Below are 19,708 nucleotides of genomic sequence, written 5' to 3'. Positions count from 1 at the left end.
GCACCACCCTGAGATCGAGGTTGTCGTATCCTTTTTGGTCGAAGCAGTCAGACCACTACGCGCGCGCTGCAGGATTTACCATGGTAGCGGCTGCGTTGGCTTCCATCACGCTTGCATCCACCGCGAACCCTTCTCCTTTTGACGAGGCCCGCTGCCATTCACTTTGCATCCACGCGCTCGAAGATATGCCGCAGGATCTCGCTCCCACGGAAGCGGCCAAGCCGGTTGTTATTTGCAGACGCTGTTACGACGCTACGATCTTCTGCGAGGCATCGACCCGACGCGGTTTACCGCCAAGGGCGAAGAGCAAGTCACGCTGCTATTGCGCACTGTCTTTGAAAGCAGCAATGGTGCCGCGGCGCTGACCGTGCCGATCCTCCGAGCGGTGAGTGGGTGCATGCATAAGACTTGGGTCGAGAAGGGTCTCGCGTTCATCGAGGCTTATGACCGTATCCATCTCGTTGGGCTTCATTGGATGTTGACCGATCTCGGCCTAGAAGATCAGCTTGAGCGCGTCTTTCGCCACAAACTGAAGGAAATTCTCGGATCTGCGTTAGCAACGGCGGCCCCAAAGAAGACCCCGCGACCGAATGCGGCACGGATGGCGGCTTAGAACTCGAACGGCAGCAAAAAGGAAAGCAGACGGATGGCGTCGGGAGTTATCAAAAAGTGGATCGCCGATCGAGGCTTCGGCTTCATCAGACCTGACGACGGCGGCACAGATGTATTCGTGCATGCCACGTCGTTCCCGCGTGGCGTTGAGCACCACGTGGGCGCGCGCGTGAGCTATGACATCGTCAACGATGAGCGAAGCGGCTGGCCGAAAGCTGTCAACGCACGACTCAGCGGCTAGGACGCTAGATGCGGCTGGGGCGTCGCGTGGAGCGGGCTTTCTGGCGCCCGCTACCTCACAAATCCCAAGCAAAATACCGCATCAGCGCGGCCCCGGCGCGGCGGCCTGAGGCCTTCTGAAGCCGGATCCTAGCGCGATCCCCACATTCTTCTCAATTCCGCTGCCGCAAAATCCTCTCGCTCCCTCATAAAGCGTTCCTGTTGCGCTCTGAAGCTTGCGACACGTTGGAGGATTTCTTCGCGCTGGTTCGGGTCGGCAACAATCTGACGCCGTGAGGCTTTGGTCGGCTCCTCGCCGTACGCAAGTTGTTCGTCGAGCACGTGGCCAACGATGCCTGGATCATTACTTTGGCGTCTCGTATTAGGCGCGCTTCGTGCAATTCCTTTGGTGGCACTAACTCGGTACGCTCACCTTTTCCGGGCTTGAAAAGGTGCGTTCGCCATTGCTGCGAAGTTCGCCACGATCCTGCGCCGCATCGTATTCGTCGGCGAGGCGGCGCTTGGCACCAGCTTTTTCAACGAACGCCTTCGTTTCCGCGATGAGCGCATCGAGATCAGATTGCCAATTGGTCATTGGGATGTTCCCCCATCATCAAGTCTATCGAGACGGGAACGACTCTACCATCCCCCGGCTATTGGAAGCCTGTGGGGAGACGGTGCACAACTCGCACTTTTGGGCGCCCCAGATAGGCTGTGGATGCGTCCAGCCCCGGCCGGCACTTCCGCCAGCCCGAAATAATGCACCGGGCGCGGCTACGGCGCGGCGCAAAATGTTCCATTTTTTGAAGTATATTTGATGCGCCATTGAAACGCGCGCTGCCGCTCGTTGGTTGGTTAATCGAACTGCTCTCGGAGATGCCCATGACCAACGAATGGCCGGATTGGCGGGCTTCGCCTGGTGGACATACATCTATTTGCCTCTGGTCTATTTCCATATCTGAGGACGGGCTGTTTTGGTGGATGTCCTCAGCCCACTGCAAGCGGTTAAGGTTTCTTGGCAGCCGAGATTCCATCTGCCAATAGTTTCCGACCCAGACCCGCTACTGCGTATCTTTGATCAATCTTCGCGACGCGCCGAAGGGGACCCTCAAAGACCTTGGCGTCGACAAGGAACGCGCCTCGCGCGCCAAACTGAGGTAAAATGCCTCTCTTTGTGAGGCTCGCAAGCATGCGCGCTCTCGGTATCTCGCTGATCGTCGCTGGTCTCGCCCTTGTTTACGGCGCACTCATCTCGTGGCCTAGGGGATCGCAGAAATCGCGGAAAGAGGAAGAAAAGACGGAGGCAGGGGCTAGCAGCCATGGTGCGACGCCTTAACGAGATCGACGATGATTCTCTCAATTAATGTTCGTGAGTCGCTATCTGCGCCACACTAACCTCGGCTTGAATCCCCGTAGCACTCGCGGCGGCAATCGCCTTATCTCAGTCGCGCGGCCGCTTTCCCAGCCTCAGTTACCTCGTACACGACATCACTGATGTTGACAGAGACTTCGGTTAGCCAGCCTAATGCCACGAGGCGTTGATATTTTCCGCGGTCAATGTTTCCGGCGGTGTATTTCCTTCCGCCCGCAGCAGCGATTTTGCGGATCAACTCAAGGTCGGTCGGTTCTGCTAGTGGAGTCACGATTTCTTCGCCTTCAGCGCGATCTCCAGCAACCGCCGGATCGCCTCGGGGCGGCCGGGTAAGTCAGGCTGCTTGCGACGCCAACCGTCTAAATCTTTTGCCAATTCGGGCTGAATCCGAACCGTGACTGGGCTCCCGTCGCTGGAGTTCGCTTTCTTGATGACGTCATGGTGTCACGAATTGCTTTTACCATGAAGTCATGGTGCCACGAAAAGCAAGCCGAGGGGAAGCGCGACCTTCCGCCCCGGCTCTAACAAACCACACTGAGGCCCTCCTATGGCCAAGGCTAATCGACATCGTGCGCCGGTGCGGCGAATGGGGGGCGTCGATGCGCGACGTTCACCCGTACCACTACCAGCTAGGGATACCATGCCGGGAGATCTTCGTCGCGATCCCGGGCACGTTAGCCGACGAGGACGAGGTCGCGTGCGCCTTGGGCAACATGTGCGCGAAGGAGCACCGCGGAGGGGAGCGACAAGATCGTCGGCCGCGCCCCTCTGATCACCAGCGCCTCACTGGAGAGCCCGTCGGTTCGCGCCGGCGAGTTGTCTTGATGACCTCGCTAAAGGCTGGTTAACTCGACTCGTTGCAATCTAGTGGAGACTCCTAAAGTGGCTATGGGAATTGTAAAGTGGTTTAATGCAACCAAGGGTTATGGCTTCATCCAGCCTGAAGATGGCGGCAAAGATGTGTTTGTTCATATTTCTGCAGTGGAAAAGGCTGGGTACACTGGCCTAGCCGAGGGCGCGCGCGTCAGCTTCGATGTCGTGGCGGATCGCCGCTCGGGCAAGGCATCCGCGGAGAACCTGCGCATTGCGTGAGGCCCGTGCGATCGGAAACCGGAGAGCCCGCCCTAGGTGGCGGGCTTTTTCTTTGGTGCACCCAGCATGGGCGCACTCTTATGGGTGCAAGTCCCATCGCGAGTTGATCACAACGAGCGAAGCAAAGGGCTGAGGGCGACCGAATGTGGGGAGGAAGCGCGGAGCGAAGCTGCGGGCCGATGAACAAGAACCGGATAGAGAAGTCGTTGCCGACCAGGGCGAGCGGGCCGGAAACCGCAAAGCTCTCGTGATCGCAAGGGGAAGCGGAGTAAATCCGGCGGTCGTGCAGTGAAGGAGTGCGTTCTTACCTGGGGAGATCTCGCCTCGTGCCTTAAAGGTCGACGGTGTTCATTTGGCCCTTCGCCTCCGGGGCGGCTCTGCGGCCTTCCCACCGACTGCTGCGGCCTTGGCTGACTTCTCGCTCCGGCTCGAGAGGCAGTGTTCCAGCACAATCACGACATCCTCGTCGACCCCGGGGCAGAACTTTAGGATTGGATGATTCTTCAAGCTTATCGATCATCTGTTTACTGGGTTTGATTCCTCCGAAAGGATATCAATGGCCTCGAGCCTTGCGTCATACTCCTCGTATGTGCCGAGCAGGGCTTGGCCAAAAGTCAAATTGTGCACGGGATCGATAATCGAGGGGGAATCGTAAGTTAGGGAGGTTGGTCCAGTAAATAGAACTTCTTCGCCACGCTCGTCGCGTCGCAACGTTCGGTCCGTACACCATTTGACGAGTTGCGTTACCGCTCCCTTCCCGGACTCAATGATGGGCGGCAGCTGCCGAACCGAGTAGAAATTCGTCCGCGCAGAATACATCTGTCGCGAATCCGAGCTCATGCGCTCGTCCGGTTGAGCGGTAAGGGTCAGCAGGCGCTTGCCTTTCGGACGCTCGAGCGTACCCTGAATTAGACCACCTTCTCTGATCAATCTAATGTGCGCCAGCTTTTTTGGAGCACCAAGAACCTCTCGTCCCGAGGTGAGAGCTGCATCATTTACTGTCACGTAAATGTAAGCGATGTAGTAGCCAGTCTCACCGTCGGGATCACGAACTTGAATTCCTGAATAGCACTCCAAGTATGGCCCGACAGTGCTCGAGCGATATCTCGCGACCCCCACAATGGCGATTGCGGGGTTTGCTGCAGGTACTAGCTCCTTCGGCAATAAACAATTCGCCTCGTGCCCCACGCTGAACATAAGGTTTATGGCTTGGCAGCCGAGAAACGAACTGCCACGATTTTTACCCCCATGGTAAAGGGGCGCATCAAGCGGAATGCCTTTGACGTCAGGCATCGAATCCTCCTCGATCTCAGAATGGTTTCGCGCGATTTGAGATTGAACTATTTGTCTCACCGCGCCTCTCCGGTTGTTGAAGCGCTCCTAGCGATTATGGCGCCCGCCGCGATGTGGGCTCGGTAGTCCGCCGGGGCGCATCGATCCAGCGATCGCGATCGTCGCTACGCGAGACCGCAGTGCCGTTTCTGCGCCTTGCACCTCAATCCGCCGGATTAAGCCATCCGAAAACATCCAACACGCTTGACTTTTTCCAGCAGGCGGCTGTGCTGTGCTACCGATGCGCCTGATTGCGCATCCATTTCGGCGAAGCGTGCTCACCGACGATGACGTCAAGGCGAGTGGGTGGCTTCCGTTTTGTCTATCAGTCCCTATGCAACGTCGATGCCAGGCACCTCGTGTGGAGTTGTACGGCTCACTAGGTTGCTGACGTCAAATCGGATACGAGAGACCCGACAACTTTCGCCTCTTGTTCTGTTGCCTTCCTCGCTTGTCCGATTAACGACGCGATGTCGAAAGCCCGACACGAGCAAGCCTCCGGACAAAGTCGATGAGGCTCTGTTTGCGGGTTTTTGCAACACATGGCCATCGCCGTTGTCGCTCGATTGAACCAGATCAGCCATGACGTTATCGCCGCGCATGACCGAAAAACGCTAGGCCCGTGGACATCGACGTCTCGGTAGGGCGTCGGAAGACCTCCCGCACCAGTACAAGAGACACGTGAGTCTGACTTCCTATCAGATTCTCGGCGCGCAGATTGCACAGAATGAATACTCCAGTTCGCAAGACTTAGGAGAATCTCATGAGTTCTGCGCCCCACTTCTCGATTCACAAGGACCTCAGTACGGTTCCGAGCCGGCATCGCTTCGCTCGCGGGCAACGATCCTATCTCGAAATCGGAGGAAATTCGGCCGCAAATTGCCTGCGTCAATACGGTGGCGCAGTTCGGCAAGGCCAATGCAGCAATCAAGGACGGTTAGCGCCTGAGCGGTGGACGCATGTTCGCGACGTGAAATTGGGATCGAACTACTTCGCGCCAATTTACACAAGGCGCTGCGCAAAGCCGTTGGGCATCAAAGATGATGTGGCACTGGGCATATCGGCAAGAGCCCGTGGGCGTGGTGCACACCCGCGATTTTTGGCTTGCCCGACTTCTAATGCTCGTTCTCAACCATTTTGATCAACAGGACCACTCATCCCTTTTGATGTTGAAAAGCCTGCACCGCCGCGGATCGAGGGAACAAGAGTTATGGGACGAGTGAGCGAAAAAGTCATTTTGGTAACCGGCGGGGCTCGAGGGATGGGGGCCGCTCATGCGCGCCTGCTGGTAGCCGAGGGAGCGAAAGTCGTGATCACCGATATTCTCCACAAAGAAGGAGAGGCTCTCGCAGCCGAACTCGGCCCATCTGCGATCTATGTGCGTCAAGACGTCGCTCAGCCGGAGGAATGGCGCCAGACGATCGCGGCTGCGGAGAGCAAGTTCGGCGCGCTGCACGGCCTCGTCAACAATGCAGGCATAGCTAGCATGGCGCCCATCGAGCGGTTCCCGCTCGAGCAGTGGGAGAAGACCCTGGCTGTTAATCTCACCGGTGTATTCTTGGGAATGCAGACTGCCTTACCTGCCCTGCGCCGCGCGGGCGGAGGCTCGATCGTCAACGTCTCGTCGGTCGAGGGGCTGAGGGGTAGTCCTGGGCTTCACGCCTATGTTGCTTCCAAGTTCGGCGTGCGGGGCATAACGAAGTCCGCTGCCTTGGAGGCCGCCGCGTCCGGCGTTCGCATAAACTCTATCCATCCGGGTCTCATCAACACCCGGATGACAGAGAACTTCGATCTTTCCAGTTTCCCGATTCCGCTCGGGCGGCCAGCCGAGCCGCAGGAAGTGTCACAGGCAGTCTTGTTCCTGGTCAGCGACGAGTCCTCTTATCTTACCGGCTCCGAAATCGTCGTTGATGGCGGGCTGACGATCGGCGTCCCGCAGAAGTGTCAGGCGATCGAAAACATCTTCTGACTATCAGCGGACGGGTTGTCAGATCAAGATGGAATGTCGCGATGTATTACAGCAGTGGAAACTACGAAGCTTTTGCTCGTCTCCGCAAACCCGCTGGCGCGGATAGCAAGACGGCTTGGTTCGTTGGTTCGGGGTTGGCTGCGCTCTCAGGCGCGGCCTTCTTGATCCGCGACGGGCAAATGCGTGGCGACCGTATCACCATCCTCGAACGACAGAAGGTTCCGGGAGGCGCGTTGGACGGCAGTCAGGATCCAGAAAGGGGATTCGTGATTCGAGGTGGTAGAGGAGATGGAGGATCATTTCGAGTGCCTCTGGGATCTGTTTCGCTCGATCCCATCGCTCGAACTTGAAGGCGCCAGCGTGCTCGGCGAGTTTTATTGGCTGAACAAGGATGATCCGAACTACACACTCCAGCGGGCGAAGGTGAACCAAGGGCAGGACGCCCATACCGACGGCCTCTTCACTCTGAGTGAAGAGGCCTAGGAAGAGTGATTGCCCGTTTTCTTGCCACTCGTAAGCAGATGGAGACCAAGCGCATCGACAAAGTGTTCGGGAGGGAATTCTTCAACAGCAATTTCGGGCTCTATTGGCGGACCATGTTCGCCTTTGAAGAATCGCATTCGGCCCTCGAGATGAATCTTTATGTGCATCGATTTATCCATCATATCGGCGCCCTGCCGGATTTCAGCACGCTGAAGTTCACCAAGTACAATCAATATGTATCGCTTGTTCTGCCATTATGCAAATGGCTGTTGGAGCAAGGCGTCAACTTTCGCTACGGACTAGAAGTCATCGAGATAATGTGCGGACGCAAGCAAGCCACAGCCATCCGCTGGCTTGAGAATGGCACTGCGGGCAATCTCATTTTATTGGCGCCGACGATCTTGTTTTCATGACGATCGGGTCGCTGACTGAAACTCGGACATGGGGGACCATCACACGGCCGCCAGGCTCAACGAAGGACCGGCGCCCGCCTGGGATCTATGGCGGCGTATTGCGGCCAAGGATGCCGCCTTTGACCGTCCAAACGTCTTTTGCGGCAATATCTCTGCAAGCAAATGGGAGTCGGCGACGATCACGACCCTGGATGAACGCATTCCGCCATACATCCGCAAGATCGCCAAACGCGATCCGCTCAGTGGCAGGGTCGTCACAGGAGGCATTGTTACGGTGAAAGATGCGAGCTGGTTGCTCAATTGGACCACAAACCGCCAGGCGCATTTCAAGCAGCGGCCCAGCGATCAAGTCGTCGTCTGGGTGTATTCACTATTCGTCGATAAAGCCGGCGACTACGTGAGGAAACCGATGCAAGATTGTACGGGCGAGGAGACCACGCAAGATTGGCTTTATCACCTCGGTGTGCCGGTCGCGAGCATACCGGAACTTGCCGCAGAGGCCGCCAAGACGGGATTGGTGATGATGCCCTACGTCACTTCCTTCTTCATGCCTCGGCAGGCGGGTGACCGGCTCGATGTTGTGCCGAAAGAGGCGGGCAATTTCGCCTTTATCGGCCAGTTGGCGGAGTCCGGTGAACGGGATTGTATCTTCACGACGGAATACTCCGTTCGGACGGCGATGGAAGCCGTTTATATTCTCCTCAAAAGTGAACTTGGCGGGCCCGAGGTATTCAACTCGACCTACGATATTCGCAGTTGCTTGCAGCAATGGGTAGACTGCGTGACGGCAATGAAATTGAGATTCTGGGACCTGCGTTCCTGCACAAACTGATTCTGAAAAAGATCAAGGCTACTGAGCTTGGCGAACTCTTCAATAAATATCACCTAAGCTGACTGAGGCGGAACGCTGCGGGCGCCCGTTCGCTCGGATAGAGAAGCGTTGTCCTGCGCCGAAGACGATTCGGGCTTGCCAAGGCGCAGATCAAACATCCGCGCCAATTTCTTGAGGCAACCTTAAGGCGTCCTCGGCTTGGTGCTATCCTCGCCACACGCATCCGATTAATGTCTTTGCCGTAAGGTGAGAGCGAAACTGGCGAGTTGGTCTGCAACGGGTATTTCGACATGCGAGCCGCGCAGAACGATGTCGAAGCAAAGTGGCGCACGGTCGGCGAACTCCTCGATATCTTCTCCAAAGAGGAATGCGCCAACCATCTCAAAAATTCACCGCTGTAGCCTAGTTCGCCGTCCGGTTACTTCATCATCGCTTCGACCTCTGCACGAAACGCTTGGCGCGAGGGGTCTCGTGAATAGAACATGTGGCCGCCCGGAAAGACTACAAGTTTGACGCGCGGTGCCGAGGCAAATGGTGGCAATTGATCGAGCACCATCTGTGATCCGAAATAGGGCGTGACGAGGTCAAAGAGGCCGTGCCCGACCAGCAATTTCATCTTTGGGTCCGTTGCAAGGATGTGGCGTAGCTCAAATAGCGACTCTGGAGGACTGCGGCCGAAATCCCAAGCCTGCCCGATTGTGCGGTTGAGGAGCTCATAAGAGCCGTCCGGCCGCCAGTTTAGCTTGCGCGTAAGGAGATCGACGGTGGCGCTGGTTAGAGGCGCAAACAGCGTATCGCTCGAGGGATCGCCAGAAGGTGGGAAATCGGAGTCCGGATAGGGATCAATGCCACGCACCGAGGCGTCATAGTTTCCGATTAGCTTGCCATTCTTACGATCAAATTCGCGGCGAAACACGGCGAGGTCGAATCTGCCCGCGAGCCTGCGACTCACCGCCTGGTCGATGCCGGTCAGCGCCGCGGTCTTATCGGCCAGACGCGTGGTCGCTTCCTTGTCCGTTTGGCCTTTGATGAGGTCGGCCAGAAACTCGCCGCGTGCATAAGCTTCCACGTCAGTGAGATCGGATCGCTTTACCGAACCCTTGACCGAACTCTTGGCTTCACGCTGCGTTGCGACATAGCTTGGCAGCCTTGCAACGTGTTGCAGGAGGCTCGTGCGAGCGTACTGGCTGTAATCGAACAACGGCGAGACCATGATTAGGCCGTTGACGCCTATGCCCTGTCGAATCTGCAACTCGTGGACAAGCTTTGGTCCACGAATGCCGCCATAGCTTTCACCCGCGATATATTTCGGCGACAACAGCCGGTCATGCTTTTCAAGCCAGCGGCGGACTACCAGCCCGAGCGCGTTGACGTCGCCGTCAACGGAATAAAGCCGCTTGCGCGCATCATCGCCCGTCGCAACGAAACGGCTATAGCCGGTGCCTACGGGGTCGATAAATACAAGATCCGTGAAATCGAGCCAAGTCTCTGCGTTTGGCGTCGCCTCCGGAAAAGTAGATGGCGTCACCTCGTCAGCATTGATCGGCAGCCGCCAGGGTCCAGCATTGCCAAGCTGTAACCATGCCGATGATGAGCCAGGTCCGCCGTTGAAAAAGAATGTTACCGGGCGCGTGCTGCGATTGGTGCCGTCAAGCTGATACGAGGTATAGACGATGTCGGCCTGCGGCTCGCCCTTGTCGTCAAACAGGCGGATGGAGCCGGCGGTCGCGATGAAAGAGAGAGTCCGTCCAGGGAGCTCAAGCTTTTGCCCAGTGCTGGAGTCCGGCGGCAGGCGATGCTGTTCGGCCGCCGACGGCGTACTCTGCGCTTGACCGGCGCGTTCGCCGGAGCCGCCCTTATAGCCGGCTGGCGTCGTGGCCTCTGCACGCGCCGGCGGATCGTCGGCCTGCGCGCTCCCCATCACCCCGCAGGTAAAAAGGATCAGCGCTAAAGAAGTGGGGCGCAGCGCGGTCAACTGCATCGAGATTCTCCTATCCGAACGCGCACCTTTCGGTGCGCGAGGCCTGTTTGTCAAAAAGGCTCTACTCACTAGCTCATGCCGAGGACCAGCAGACCTACTAGATTCAGTAGTCGTCACCGTCGCCGCCATCCCGACTATCGCCGATATGCGGCATTGCAGTGCGTCCACCACGTCTTCCAAGCTGCAGTAGCTTCATCAAGTGCATCGCAGAGTCGAACAGCAGCGGCGCAGCCGAAAACCTTAATGCTCACTGCGTGTAGCAGGGTCAGCAGTCGTGCCGAGCGCTCTCTGGGCGCACCTAGGCGTGCAGCTAGCGTCGCATCGATAGCGTTTGTTCCCATGTAGGCTGGGCTGCGACCCGATGAAGCCACGTTTGAAGTGCAACGGTTGCGAAGAACGCCTCCGCGACCGTCGCGAAGTCGGGACATTTGCGTGGGGTGTGTCGAGGCGTTGATCTTCCTTTTGAAGGTTGGCTGGTGTAATCGCCGGAAATGTACTAAAGCGCAGGAGCACTGCCCACTTCCAGTTCGCCGCCGCCTGGCAGCGCTATCCGCGCAACAGGAGCGCAGCGACTTTTCGTGCCGCCCTACAGCATCAGGTCTTCGTCATGCTCAAACACCTAATGCGAGCCGCCGAGACACGCGGGATTGAATCAACGTAGCGCAAGGTCGGCGAACTCCTCGATATGCCTCCAAAGAGGGATGCGCCAACTATCTCAAAATAGGCTATATTTCCGTATAAAACATCACACTGTAGGACACTTTTGTCCCAGCTAATTTGGCAGCCGTCCAAATTCTGAAGCCGAGCAGATCATTGGGATCCATGTAGCGTTTAGATGCTTGTCTGGAAATCTTCGCTGCTGGTTGCCAAAGGAATTCCGAAGGCAGTCGGCGGTGATTGGCCGCCAGCGAACGTCGCAAAAACCGTCAAGCCTATCTCTCAAGCTGACGCGGAGGGGTGACCTCAGCTACAAATCACGGAAGCCCCGACTAACCCACCACCAGCCGAGGAGAACTGCGATGAGAAAGACCGAGGCAATTCCCAGAGCCGCTAATTCCAACGTGCTTATGGAGCCAATGTCCATGGTGTTGTTCCCGACGCTTCTCACAAGCCCCACCCGAGCGTGTATGTTAAGCGCTCCGAAAGACAACGTACATGCGGCGGCACACCGCTGAGGGAGCTCGGATCGCATCCCGTTACTCTAGGCCCAGAAGTGGAAACGCGAATCCTTCCGAATCCACCGTCGTTCCACTGCCGGAGAAACTCACCTTGCTGTTCGTTGTCGAGTGCGAGAAAGTCCCTATCGTTGAAGTCCAAAAGCAAGGCCATGCCGGCAATGATTTCGCCTTGTATTTCTACGTGCTGCTTTTCGAACCAGTCACTGATTGTCTGCAGCGGCGTCATCGGTTCAATCACATCGACCTCTGTGCCAAATGCGGATCCGTCCGGACGAAATAGCCTTGCCCGGGGGTATGGGCGTGCCCATGCCAATCGGAGGCAGCGCGGACGTGACTCGGCCCACGCCCGGTGAGTGAAGCGATGGCTGTCCCTACCACGCCCGCGCTGCTGGTGAAGTTAGTAGCGACGTGACTCGGCGCTCGTTGCGTACGATAAGTGCTGTCCCTACCACGCGCCGCTAACTTGAGTGGCCACCCTTACCGCCTGAGCCAGTTAGTGCACCCTGATGTCGGCCCTAGGGTGCCGGTAAGTTGTACCTCTAGAGAGACCTGCAGGCACCTACCAGGACTGGTTTGCGATCGGATGCGCGAGACCCGTAGCCCGATCTGACGTAAAGTTAATTGCTTCGGGACGTGCCGCTGCGTTTTTTCCTCCAGAAGGAGCTAGAGCCCGGCCCGAAGTGCAGCGAGACCGAAGTTTGGGCTAAAACTAGAGGTTTGCGCTTCCGTAAGGTCGGCGGGCTTGTTGCGCGAACGTGGGTGTGCAGCAAAACCGGCGGCCCATTGCCGATCTCGTTCCTCGTTATACCAGTTGCGCCAAGTCTCCACTTCTTCCTGACCTCCGCAAGAGACAGGACCAGTGGACGTTGAGGCATTCGGCGCGGAAGCCGCCGTTGAGGGCCTCAATGAACGCGTTATCCGGCATGATGTAGCCGGTGTCCCGTGTTTCCAGACTCGGTCTAGCCCATTAGCGTAGACCGATCCGGGCCTCGGGGCACCGGGAGCACGCAAGTGCGGGCAGGCCGTCGCACTGACATGAACTGCGAGTTCGAGGTCGTTATCTGGCCGCCCCTGCGACTAGCCCGGATGCGCTGCGAGCGCGGATCCGTAATTGTCGTGTTGCCCGCAGCTCCCTTTCGCACTGACCATGGAGGGAGAGATGCGCATCATTGGCATGGACATCCATCGCGTGGCCGCCGAGGCCGTGGCGCTGCTCGAGGGACATCTAACGAAGCTCGGCCGCATTCCCATGACTCGTGACAGCTTGGAGGCTTTCGCCAGGAAGGAACTCACCCATGATGATCACGTGGTCGTCGAGGCGACTGGCAATGCCGCGGCCGTTGTCGAAGTTCTGGCGCCGTATGTCGACCGTGTTGTCATCGCCAACCCGAAGCAGGTGCGGTTGATCGCGTACGCAAAGATCAAGACGGATGCGATTGATGCCGCCGTGCTCGCGAAGTTGTACGCCACCGGATTTCTTCCGGAGGTCTGGGTACCCGATCAGCGCACTATGGCCCTGCGACGGCAAGTTGCGCGCCGTACGCAGCTCGTGCGTCAGCGGGTACGCTTGAAGAACCTCATTCAGTCGATCCTTCACGCCCACCTCATTCCGCCCTGTCCACACCTCAACCTTGTAGGGATCAGCGGTCGCAGGTGGATCGCCGCCCAGATGGTACCTGCCGACGAGCGTGCCGCAATCGAGCGGCACCTGGCGCAGATCGACCTGATCCAGGGTTCGTTGAAGGAGGTCGAGGCGGATATCGCGCGTGAAGCGATGTCCGATCCGATCATTCGGCGGCTGATGACGCTCCCGGGTGTGGATATGACGGTGGCTTCGGGCGTGGCCGCGGCCGTCGGCGACATTCGGCGCTTTGCCGATCCGACCAGGCTGGTGAGCTACCTGGGGCTAAACCCGAGCGTAAGGCAGTCTGGCGAGGTCTCCGCCTACCATGGCAGGATCACCAAGCAGGGCCGCGGCCAAGCTCGCGGAATGCTCGTCGAAGCAGCATGGGCTGTAGCCCGTTCGCCGGGACCGCTGCGTGCATTCTTCCAGCGCGTGGCTTCACGACGCGGCAAGCACATCGCGGCAGTCGCGACGGCGCGGAAGCTGGCGATGATCATCTGGCATATGCTGACCAAGAGCACTGACTACATCTGGACCAGGCCGGCCCTGCTGGCGCGCAAGTTCCGGAGCATCGAACTGCGCGCTGGATTACCCACCAGCCATGCCAAGCGTGGATCGGCCTATGATTACAACATCCCCGCGAAGAGGGCTGAGGAACGAGCACGCGTGGAATCCGCCGAGAAGGAGTACACCAGGTTCACGTCCCGGTGGCGGGCAAAGCCACGATCCCGACACAGCAAGACTTCCGCGACATAGGGCTTGTCTACAACATCCGTGTCGGTCGGCTTGCCGGGCCGCGAGAAGTCGACCGTGCCGCCGCGCTGTTAGGCCCACAGGTCTGGATCACGCAAACTCGCTGCCTTGATCGAGGCGGATCGTTGCCCGAAATCCCATTTCCTTGCAGGGCTCTTTCCAGCACCTCCAAGCGCCAGCGCTTCCCTGCTTCAGGATGAACGCCTGTTGGGGCGTCAAAAATCTTGAGGCCTTCATGGTGCGTCGCTCCTTTCCAGCCGAAGCGATTCGCCGACCAAGCCTCTGGCTGAAAATGGTCCAGTTTGCCGGTCTCAGACCAGGCTCGCCAATGCATAATCAACTATAAGCCCCCTGGTTTCACTATCGCCGCGCGTCCGGCGGACACCATCAACCAAGTTGCCGGGCGAAATATAAAGCGAGCCAAGGCACTCGTCGCAACAAATGTGCGCTTCGTTACCACTTCATTCAGAAGCGTCATAACCGATTCTCGCGAAACCAAGCCCAAGTCCGCTAATGCACAAGTATTTAGTTGGAATGCAAGTGTGTCCGCCCGCGCGGCAATCGCCCTCGGCAATACGACCTCGAAGCTCTCCTTAATTCGTCTCGCGGAAACACCTCGGCGCCGGTACGGTTACGTAAGTAGAGACAAAGCATGTGCTTGTCTGCTCAAAATTCGAGTGGAAGGGTCGCTGAAAAGCTGATCAATCGCGGATCAGACAGCGGGGTCACGGGCCACAGTCCTCGCTTTGCGAGAGGACGAGCATGACAAAGCTTACCCAGAAGAGTCGTTGCTGCCGTCAGACCAAGCGGCGCGCTAAATAGGAAGGTCGAACGAGCGGCATCAGGCCGCGCCTCGTTAGCAGGCCTTCCGCCAGTCTAACCGCAACATCGAAGCAACGTGACGATTGCGAACCTGCTTCATCTTCCTCGCCCGAGTAGCGGAAGAAAAGCTCATCTCCTCCCATACGGGACCAGATTATCTTGCAGCCCTCATTGCTAAATCTGTCCCAAAGCGCCTCGAAGTCCTCGAGGTAATATTCCGAAACAAGTGGCAAATGGTGTTTTGAGTCGAGATTCAGATCAATCGCGGGCATGTGGTCATTCAATTCGATTGCTTGATCTTGGCAATTCAGTGCGGCCAAAATACTATTGCGTCTATCAGATCGCTTGGGACTACTCTCCGCATCGAGTAGAATTCCCCCACACGTTAACGATCCGGCGCCCTCGCGGACAGCCATTGCGACGGAAGCTGAGTCCATTCCTCCACTCAATTCCACGGCACTTTCATGAGGTTTGGTTGGCCGCGAAACAACAACCTCACTGAGTAATTGATTAAACTGACGAAGCGCTTCGATTGTCGTCAATCCAGCGCATGTATAAGATGGTGACGGTCTCGAGCCGTACTCAAACAGTGTGTCCGACGTATCGACGTATAGGCTCGCGCCCGCTGTTAGGAGGTTAACGCCGAGGCGGGCTTGTCTTGCAGAGTAGTACGTTTTCATCGTCAGATGATGCGCGATCAATTCTGCGTCAACTGCACGCGACTCACGCGTTAACTCAACAGAATCTCAGGAGAGCGCAACCGAGCGAGTGCGCTCCTCAACGCAGAAGTAGATCGGCAGGCTGCCCAAAAGGCCAGCTCTTACACGGAGCCGGCCGCCGCTGCGGGCCGCCTCAATAATAATAAAATCGAGAGGCCAGTTCAGATTCTCCTGATAGCACCGCCGAAAGTAATCATCAGACACGTTGGTTGCGACAGCAAACGGGATTCTCAAATGGTCTTCCGATCGCAGGCGCTCACGGATGACGAAGAACCATTGTTCAGACGTCTTGATAAGAGAGCTTTCAAGGCTCTGATGATTAAAGGGGCGGATATAGCTGTCGCCAATTGATACTGAAGAGCCATTAGCCACAGGATTGAACAGTGCGAGATCGCGTATCCTCAGGTAGGCCTTGAGCATTGCCTTTTAACTTGGCCGCTCCTTGTCTGACGTCTGGCACAAATAACGTAGGCCGGCCGGCCCAGCCAGCCGCAAAAAGCGCTGTCGTTCGGGAAAGGCGCTTTCGGCCACCTGATAGTCGGAGGTGCCACTGCAGGAAGTGGAAGGCCTGTTGTATTGAGCCCAGATCCCTCCTGAAAGTGAGTTTGAGCGTTAGTCATGCGATGGTCCTCTTACTGGGCGGCGGGGCTGTAGCGCGCATGTCGTCTGGCACGTTGCTGGTCAGCAATAGCTCAGGATTGCAGCCTCTCGCCACGGCGATAGCTCTCTGATGTGAAGCGCCGGGAGACAACCTATCAAAACCAGCAGTCCGAATGGAAGGTGGGCGGCGATAACTTGCAAGGCGGTTTTGCGAGGACGTGCAGAAGTGCAGAGACTAGATCTTGCGGCATGGTTGATCTCGGCCGGAGCTGCATGCGAGCAAGATCGCTCACCCGAATGCCAGCGGAGTTTGCACAGAACACGTTACGATGGCGCAAGAGCAAAAAAGTCGTTCGCCACGAGACGATGCGCTCAGAGCCTAGTTCCTGTGAGAGCGCTCGCCAGGTGCTATGGGATCAAGCGAAGACCGTAAGGAGCGCAAGACGGTTGCCGATCTCCCGGCGGACCAAGAAGCGAAATCAAATGTATTTTTCCGCCGAGGAGGGGGGATATTGAGACGTAGGTATGCGCCGGAAGGAGGCTCATTCGAGAGGACCGCGCGAATGATCTCAGGAGCGAGCCGCCTGCCGTCCATGTCGCGGATCGAGATGCACAAACAACGCGCTGTGGTGCTCATTGAGGAACTGGTCTTGCGTCGCAATGGTCCCTGCATCCAAACACGTTCTGAATGAAGCGCTCGGCCTAGCCGTTAGTTAACTGCGTGTAAGGTTCGATGCAGAGGTCCGGACAAGTATCCCCCGCCCGCCCCCTTGCTTTGCGCGCGAGACTCTTCTGCGGCGCCATGCCGCGGGGGCGGAGCCCTCCAAAGGTGATGCGGGGCGGCGGATCAGTTGTGCGCGCTGCAGATCCATTCAGGTGCGCGAGAGTAGAGCGGAAGTTGCGAAATTGTCGTCATTCGGCCTCGGCTCTGTCGGAGTCAAGCAGTGTAATTGTCAGCTTTGAAACCATCGTCCACTACTTAACGCCGGCATGCGATGCCAACCGGCGGGAGAACGTCCAGTTTGAAGCGGCACGCTGCTTGCACCGTTGAAGGTACCGGCAGACGATTCCCGTATGTCCGCTCTTTGAAATCGAATGCACATCTCCCGTCTGCGTCCGCCCAACTCCCAACACGCGCAAGCTCGGCTGGGCCGTGTTCCGGACAAGTCCCATGAAAAATTCACTCCTCCTCGCAGGATGGCTATCTATGACGTGTTTGTTCTCCGCGGCACTTCCCCAGACGGTGGCGGCTACTTCGGAAGCGGACGATCCTTTCCTTTGGCTTGAGGAGATCGAAGGGCCGGGCGCATTGGCTTGGGCTCGTGCCGAGAACGACAAGACACTTGGTGCGCTTCAATCGGATCCCCGCTATCAGCGCTTCTACGAGGAGGCGCTCGAAATCCTTCAGGCCAAGGACCGGATTCCGTACGTTTCATTGGGACGGGGCGGTCTCAACAATTTCTGGCAAGACGAGAAACAGGTGCGCGGCGTTTGGCGGCGTACCACGCTTGAAAGCTATCGCACCCAGAGTCCGCAATGGGAGACCGTGCTCGACATTGACGCTCTGGCGGACGCGGAGAAGAAAAATTGGGTCTATCGAGGCGGGAGTTGCCTACCGCCCGAAGAGCGTCTATGCCTAGTCGAACTTTCCGAGGGCGGCAAAGATGCCGTATTCGTGCGCGAATTCGACCGCGACGCCAAGGCCTTCGTCACGAACGGCTTCGATCTCCCGGAGGGGAAGCAGGACGTAAGCTGGGTAGATGTCGACACGATCCTGATTGCACGAGATTGGGGCGAAGAGACGATGTCGCCCTCCGGTTACCCTTTCGTCGTGAAGGAGCTCAAGCGCGGTCAGTCGCTCGGTGAAGCGCGCGAGGTTTTTCGCGGCGAGCCGACGGATGTCGCAGCCGGACCATTCGTGCTGCGCGACAGTGAAGGAAAAATTCACGCGACCGGCGCCGCGCGCAGCATCAGCTTGTTCGAGGATGAGTATGTGCTTTTTGGCCCCGGGCTGCCGATTAAGCTCAATCTGCCGAGAAAGGCGAGCATCGGCGGCATTGTCACTGGCCGCCTGCTCGTGATGCTAAATGAAGACTGGACGCCGACTTACGGCGACGCCGGTTTCGCAGCTGGCTCGTTAATCTCGTACGACTTGGCCGAATGGAAGCGGGATCCGCTGCATGCCAGCCCCACGCTCGTCTTCAAACCCGGGCCTCGGCAGGCGCTCCGCGGATTCGGCGTTACCAAGAACTTATTGATCCTGACGATCCTCGACGATGCTCAGAGCAAGGCGTTCGTCTACAAGTATGATCAGGACGCTTGGCGAGCCACGCCGATCCCGCTCCCGGAGAATGCGAGTGTCGATCTGACTGCCGCTTCGAATGAATCGGATGAAATGATGCTCAGCGTTTCCAGCTTTCTGATGCCGACGTCGCTCTGCTACTTCGACGCCGCGACCGAACGTCTCGAGACACTGAAGGCGACACCTCCGAGGTTCAACGCATCTAAACATGTCGTGGAGCAGCTCGAGGCAACTTCGCGCGACGGCACCCGCATTCCTTACTTTCTGATACGGCCCAAGAGCGCCAAGTTTGACGGATCTACCCCAACCCTTCTCTATGGCTATGGCGGATTTCAGGTTCCGCTTTTGCCTTCTTATGCGAGCCTTATGGGACGGCTCTGGCTCGAGCAGGGCAATGCATATGTCGTCGCGAACCTGCGCGGCGGTGGCGAGTTCGGTCCGCAATGGCACCAGACCGCCCAAGGGGCAACAAAGCAGCGCACATGGGATGATTTTATCGCCGTCGCAGGGGACCTGATCCGGAGGAAGATCACTTCTCCCCGCCGGTTGGGCGTATCTGGCGGCAGCCAAGGAGGCCTGCTGGTGGGGACCGCAATCACCCAACGACCCGACCTCTTCAATGCCGCCGTAGTGGAGGTGCCGCTGTTCGACATGCTTCGGTTCACCAAACTGGCCGCGGGGGCCTCCTGGATCGGCGAGTATGGCGACCCCGCCATCCCTGAACAGCGCGAGTGGCTCGAGGCCTACTCGCCTTATCATAAGTTGGTGTCGGGCAAGACCTATCCGGCGCCCTTCATTCTCACCTCCACCAAGGACGACCGTGTGCATCCAGCGCGCGGCCGTAAGGCAGCCGCGAGGCTCGCTGAGCTAGGTCAGCCCTATTTTTACTATGAGAATATTGACGGGGGACATGGCGCCGCCGCCAATCTCATCGAAGATGCACGAAAGGCGGCCCTGGAATATACCTACGCATCCCGGCGGCTTGTCGATGAGTAATGTCGAGAGAGCAGAATGTCGCCTCACATGATCGACCTTCGCAGCGAAGTCATCGGCAGCATCATCAGTAAAGCGTCGACGATGGATACTCGACTGTCAATCGGCACTGGAATGACACCCAACGGCGTCCAAAAGGGTCCCTTTGATCTGCGTGCTCTGCTGGTAGCGCTCGCGTCGTCGGAGCTGGTCGAGGTTGCGGAGACGGCGCGAGCGCGGATGGCAAGACAATCGCCTAGGGGGATTGGATAATCGACGTCGTTGGCGGCTTCAGCGTGATTGGGTTGAGGCTGGGGTCATGGTCCTTATATGGACGCCTCAGGCGCGCCGTGGCTTTATCGTCGACCGGGTCTTTGCCATTGTCAACCAGGCCAAAAGCCGCTTGGCCTCCTTGCGTGCAAGGTCTGCTGTC

At 57.8% G+C, this 19,708-nt stretch carries 17 protein-coding genes; 10 read left to right on the top strand and 7 right to left on the bottom strand.

Features of this window, described 5'->3' with window-relative positions:
- Nucleotides 1-232 precede the first annotated feature (232 nt).
- Nucleotides 233-613, top strand: a complete 381-nt coding sequence (locus ACNJX9_RS35625) for a hypothetical protein (RefSeq protein ID WP_439406768.1) — start codon at nucleotides 233-235, stop codon at nucleotides 611-613.
- Between the two features lie 33 nt (nucleotides 614-646).
- Nucleotides 647-853, top strand: a complete 207-nt coding sequence (locus ACNJX9_RS35620) for a cold-shock protein (RefSeq protein WP_439406766.1) — start codon at nucleotides 647-649, stop codon at nucleotides 851-853.
- Between the two features lie 393 nt (nucleotides 854-1,246).
- Here the strand turns inward: ACNJX9_RS35620 and ACNJX9_RS35615 are convergent, their stop codons facing one another.
- Nucleotides 1,247-1,426, bottom strand: a complete 180-nt coding sequence (locus tag ACNJX9_RS35615) for a hypothetical protein (protein WP_439406764.1) — start codon at nucleotides 1,424-1,426, stop codon at nucleotides 1,247-1,249.
- Between the two features lie 841 nt (nucleotides 1,427-2,267).
- Nucleotides 2,268-2,474, bottom strand: coding sequence for a TenA/THI-4 family protein (locus ACNJX9_RS35610; protein WP_430648651.1), 207 nt, complete (start codon nucleotides 2,472-2,474; stop codon nucleotides 2,268-2,270).
- A gap of 611 nt (nucleotides 2,475-3,085) precedes the next feature.
- Between ACNJX9_RS35610 and ACNJX9_RS35605 the strand changes: the two genes are divergently transcribed.
- A complete protein-coding gene (locus ACNJX9_RS35605; protein WP_057752938.1) occupies nucleotides 3,086-3,295 on the top strand; it encodes a cold-shock protein in 210 nt (69 codons plus the stop codon).
- A 516-nt stretch (nucleotides 3,296-3,811) separates the two neighbouring features.
- Here the strand turns inward: ACNJX9_RS35605 and ACNJX9_RS35600 are convergent.
- Nucleotides 3,812-4,588, bottom strand: coding sequence for an acetoacetate decarboxylase family protein (locus tag ACNJX9_RS35600; protein ID WP_439406760.1), 777 nt, complete (start codon nucleotides 4,586-4,588; stop codon nucleotides 3,812-3,814).
- 1,249 nt (nucleotides 4,589-5,837) lie between these two features.
- Here ACNJX9_RS35600 and ACNJX9_RS35595 point away from each other — a divergent pair.
- Genes ACNJX9_RS35595 through ACNJX9_RS35575 form a run of 5 tightly spaced genes read left to right on the top strand, consistent with a single transcriptional unit; the run spans nucleotide 5,838 to nucleotide 8,324 of the window.
- Entirely contained in the window at nucleotides 5,838-6,596 is a 759-nt protein-coding gene (locus ACNJX9_RS35595; protein ID WP_439406758.1) for a glucose 1-dehydrogenase, read from the top strand.
- A 41-nt stretch (nucleotides 6,597-6,637) separates the two neighbouring features.
- Complete coding sequence (locus tag ACNJX9_RS35590) at nucleotides 6,638-6,946, top strand: oleate hydratase (RefSeq protein ID WP_439406757.1); 309 nt, start codon at nucleotides 6,638-6,640, stop codon at nucleotides 6,944-6,946.
- Nucleotides 6,885-7,079, top strand: a complete 195-nt coding sequence (locus tag ACNJX9_RS35585; protein WP_439406755.1) for an oleate hydratase — start codon at nucleotides 6,885-6,887, stop codon at nucleotides 7,077-7,079. The genes ACNJX9_RS35590 and ACNJX9_RS35585 overlap by 62 nt, the downstream gene beginning before the upstream one ends.
- Nucleotides 7,080-7,084: 5 nt before the next feature.
- Nucleotides 7,085-7,492 (top strand): oleate hydratase, encoded by a 408-nt coding sequence (locus ACNJX9_RS35580; protein ID WP_439406753.1) that lies wholly within the window; start codon nucleotides 7,085-7,087, stop codon nucleotides 7,490-7,492.
- Between the two features lie 28 nt (nucleotides 7,493-7,520).
- The gene (locus ACNJX9_RS35575; RefSeq protein WP_439406751.1) at nucleotides 7,521-8,324 is read left to right on the top strand and encodes an oleate hydratase; all 804 of its coding nucleotides are present in this window, start codon (nucleotides 7,521-7,523) and stop codon (nucleotides 8,322-8,324) included.
- A gap of 418 nt (nucleotides 8,325-8,742) precedes the next feature.
- Here the strand turns inward: ACNJX9_RS35575 and ACNJX9_RS35570 are convergent, their stop codons facing one another.
- Both ACNJX9_RS35570 and ACNJX9_RS35565 read right to left on the bottom strand, forming a co-directional pair.
- Nucleotides 8,743-10,305, bottom strand: coding sequence for a S10 family peptidase (locus tag ACNJX9_RS35570; protein WP_439406749.1), 1,563 nt, complete (start codon nucleotides 10,303-10,305; stop codon nucleotides 8,743-8,745).
- 1,104 nt (nucleotides 10,306-11,409) lie between these two features.
- Nucleotides 11,410-11,721: a hypothetical protein gene (locus ACNJX9_RS35565; RefSeq protein ID WP_439406747.1), complete on the bottom strand. Its 312-nt coding sequence runs from the start codon at nucleotides 11,719-11,721 to the stop codon at nucleotides 11,410-11,412.
- Between the two features lie 921 nt (nucleotides 11,722-12,642).
- On the opposite strand from ACNJX9_RS35565, the gene ACNJX9_RS35560 reads away from it, so the two are divergent.
- Complete coding sequence (locus ACNJX9_RS35560; RefSeq protein ID WP_439406745.1) at nucleotides 12,643-13,863, top strand: IS110 family transposase; 1,221 nt, start codon at nucleotides 12,643-12,645, stop codon at nucleotides 13,861-13,863.
- A 794-nt stretch (nucleotides 13,864-14,657) separates the two neighbouring features.
- Here the strand turns inward: ACNJX9_RS35560 and ACNJX9_RS35555 are convergent.
- Together ACNJX9_RS35555 and ACNJX9_RS35550 are read right to left on the bottom strand one after the other, a co-directional pair.
- On the bottom strand, nucleotides 14,658-15,224 hold the full coding sequence (locus ACNJX9_RS35555; protein WP_439406743.1) for a hypothetical protein: 567 nt from the start codon (nucleotides 15,222-15,224) through the stop codon (nucleotides 14,658-14,660).
- Nucleotides 15,225-15,428: 204 nt separating this feature from the next.
- On the bottom strand, nucleotides 15,429-15,821 hold the full coding sequence (locus ACNJX9_RS35550; RefSeq protein ID WP_439406742.1) for a hypothetical protein: 393 nt from the start codon (nucleotides 15,819-15,821) through the stop codon (nucleotides 15,429-15,431).
- Nucleotides 15,822-17,208: 1,387 nt separating this feature from the next.
- Between ACNJX9_RS35550 and ACNJX9_RS35545 the strand changes: the two genes are divergently transcribed.
- The gene (locus ACNJX9_RS35545) at nucleotides 17,209-19,299 is read left to right on the top strand and encodes a prolyl oligopeptidase family serine peptidase (protein WP_439406740.1); all 2,091 of its coding nucleotides are present in this window, start codon (nucleotides 17,209-17,211) and stop codon (nucleotides 19,297-19,299) included.
- Nucleotides 19,300-19,708 lie beyond the last annotated feature (409 nt).

The sequence above is a fragment of the Bradyrhizobium sp. BLXBL-03 genome, assembly GCF_051853015.1.
GTDB lineage: Bacteria > Pseudomonadota > Alphaproteobacteria > Rhizobiales > Xanthobacteraceae > Bradyrhizobium > Bradyrhizobium manausense.
Note: the sequence above shows the minus strand (reverse complement) of the source record. Positions and strands in the feature narration are given on the sequence as shown.